This is a genomic window from Rhizobacter sp. P1_G5, assembly GCF_056405435.1.
Genome location: NZ_JBFUCB010000740.1, coordinates 1 through 2,718, shown reverse-complemented (window position 1 = coordinate 2,718; position 2,718 = coordinate 1). Strand labels below are relative to the sequence as shown.

Sequence of the window (2,718 nt, the reverse complement as noted above, 5' to 3'; positions counted from 1 at the left end):
GTTCCTGCTGACGCTGGCACTGGCGCAGGTGCGCGGGCACCTGAGCGATGCGCAGGAGCAGGAGCACCTGAAGGCGCTGCGCCACCTGCCGGTGGCGGTGCAGGCGGTGCTGGCGCTGGAGCCGCAGGTGATCGCGTGGAGCGAGGAGTTCGCGCGCAAGGAGAACGCGCTGTTCCTCGGGCGCGGCCTGCACTACCCGATCGCGCTCGAAGGCGCGCTGAAGCTGAAGGAGATCAGCTACATCCACGCCGAGGCCTACCCGGCCGGCGAACTGAAGCACGGGCCGCTGGCGCTGGTGACGGCCGAGATGCCGGTGGTGACCGTCGCGCCGAACGACGCGCTGCTGGAGAAGCTGAAGAGCAACCTGCAGGAAGTGCGGGCACGCGGCGGCGAGCTGTTCGTGTTTGCCGATGCGGATACGCGGATCGAGAGCAGCGAAGGGCTGCATGTGATCCGGATGCCGGAGCACTACGGGGCGCTGTCACCGATCCTGCACGTGGTGCCGCTGCAGTTGCTGGCGTATCACACGGCGTGTGCGCGGGGGACGGATGTGGACAAGCCGCGGAACCTGGCGAAGAGCGTGACGGTGGAGTGAGCCCTCGAGCTTCGCGGCCCGTGTATTCTGAACAAATATAGTCGTGAACAGGGCAATAAAGTCCTGAACGACGGTCTGAACAGCGCCGCGACGCGCAACGCCGGCCGACGATCGAGGAAGCAGTCGCGGCGCTCACAAGTGGTCGCTCAACGTTCGACATGAAGGGCCTGGACATCACTCTTTGCAAACAAGTAGGTTGGTGCCCCCCACACCGGCGGAAGTTCATTGCGAAGAATGAAGCCTAGACGCTCATACAAGCGCCGAGCCTCGGGCATGAGCTCGCTCGTTTGAAGAAGGAGTTCCGATGCCCCCGAGGTCCTGGTCATCGACAGGCACTCTGCCATGAGGGCCTGCGCGACTCCCTTGCGCGCCCAGCGGGGAACGACGCCCAGTAGCTGAATGTGGGCGACGTTGCCTTGGTACAGAGGGTGGGTCGTGCTGCCCGGCGCGAAGAACGCCACAGCACCGACAAGCTCAGCTCGCTGTTCGGCGAGCAGCCAAACGCCACGACTCGCGTACCGTGCCACCGCTCCAGGCAGATTCCCTGCAAAGCTGGCAGCGTCACTGCTCGGCATGCGTTGCATAACCGGTTCGTACGCGACTGCCAACATGTCGCCGATGCGTTCGGCATCGGCAGCGCTGGCTTGGCGGGCATGCACGTTCTCAGGACGCACGTTGCACCTCACCGGGAATGGCCGCATACAGCCAGTAGTCGGTAGGTGCGCCTCGTACAAGCCTGAAATTCCGTACGAGGCCTTCCCGCTGGAAGCCGCACCGTTCCAAAACGCGTTGAGATCGAACGTTTGGCAAGACAGTAGTGGCTTGGACTCTGTGCCACCCCTTGACTTCGAAAGCCCAAAGAGCGGCGTTCCGGCATGCTGCCGTTGCGATACCTTGTCCCCAATGGTCAGGTGCAACGTCGTATGTGACCTCTGCTGTGCCAAACGTGAAAGCCGACGGTGGCAACGATTGCTTCGCGCCCCTGCTGAAGAAGCACGAAGCGGATGGGTGAATCGCCCCGGCTTTCGTGGAGGCCGGTTGGTGTGAGTCAGGCCGTGATGGCCTGACGAGTGGCGAGTTGCGATGGTAGTTTGCCTCGGCTTCGACTGGCGGGATGTAGCCGATGGGCTCGAGCAGCCGGTGGTGGTTGAACCACGAGACCCATTCGAGCGTGGCCAGCTCGACGGCTTCCTTGGACTTCCAGGGCGCACGCCGATGGATCAGCTCGGTCTTGTACAACCCGTTGATCGTCTCGGCCAGCGCGTTGTCGTAGCTGTCGCCCTTGGAGCCGACCGACGGCTCGATGCCAGCCTGGGCCAGCCGCTCGGAGTAGCGGATGCTGACGTACTGCGAGCCGCGATCGGAGTGGTGGATCAGCGCCCCGTCGCGCTCGGGCTTGCGTGCGTACAGCGCCTGYTCCAGCGCGTCGAGCACGAAGTCGGTTCGCATGGAGCTGCTSACCCGCCAGCCYACGATGAAGCGCGCGTAGACGTCGATCACGAAGGCCACGTAGACCATGCCCTGCCAGGTCGAGACGTAGGTGAAGTCGCTGACCCACAGCTGGTTCGGCCGCTCGGCGTGGAACTGCCGGTTCACCCTGTCCAGSGGGCACGGCGCCTTCGCGTCCGGCGTGGTGGTGCGTACCGCCTTGCCCCGTCGCGCACCCTGCAGGCCYTTGAGCCGCATCAGCCGCTCGACCGTGCAGCGCGCCACCGCCACGCCCTCGCGGTGCAATTGCCGCCAGACCTTGCGAGCGCCATAGACCTGCAGGTTGGCGCGGTGCACTCGCTGGACCTGATCGACCAGCACGGCATCGCGCCTGGCTCGCTGTGGCACGAGCGCCGGGTTGCGCAAGCGCGCCGCGTGGCGCCAGTAACCCGACGGGGCAACCTGCAAGGCCCTGCAGATCGGCTCGACCCCGAAGTGCTCGCGCTGCGCGTCGATGAACGCCCTCACTTCTTGTGATGGCGGTCGAGCTCCGCCTTCGCGAAAAACGCGCTCGCCAGCTTCAGGATCTCGTTGGTCTGGCGCAGCTCGCGCACCTCGCGTTCGAGCTCCTTGATGCGCTGCTGCTCGCTCGTCGTCGGCCCGGGGCGCAGCCCCTCGTCGCGCTCGGCCTGCCT

Annotated in this window: 2 protein-coding genes, 2 pseudogenes and 1 other annotated feature; of the genes and pseudogenes, 1 reads left to right on the top strand and 3 read right to left on the bottom strand. The window is 65.4% G+C overall.

Annotated features, from left to right (window positions below):
- On the top strand, positions 1-595 hold a 595-nt coding region (locus tag AC1D12_RS30345), incomplete at its 5' end, for an SIS domain-containing protein (protein WP_477844952.1).
- Between the two features lie 146 nt (positions 596-741).
- On the opposite strand, the gene AC1D12_RS30340 is transcribed toward AC1D12_RS30345, so the two are convergent.
- The 3 genes and pseudogenes from AC1D12_RS30340 to AC1D12_RS30330 all read right to left on the bottom strand — a co-directional run.
- On the bottom strand, positions 742-1,254 hold the full coding sequence (locus AC1D12_RS30340) for a GNAT family N-acetyltransferase (RefSeq protein ID WP_477844951.1): 513 nt from the start codon (positions 1,252-1,254) through the stop codon (positions 742-744).
- Positions 1,255-1,258: 4 nt separating this feature from the next.
- Positions 1,259-1,522: pseudogene (locus AC1D12_RS30335) on the bottom strand (GNAT family N-acetyltransferase); the annotation flags it as partial.
- Positions 1,523-1,675: 153 nt separating this feature from the next.
- Positions 1,676-2,718, bottom strand: a pseudogene (locus AC1D12_RS30330) (IS3 family transposase); the annotation flags it as partial.
- Positions 2,477-2,593, bottom strand: a sequence feature (AL1L pseudoknot). (Overlaps the previous pseudogene by 117 nt.)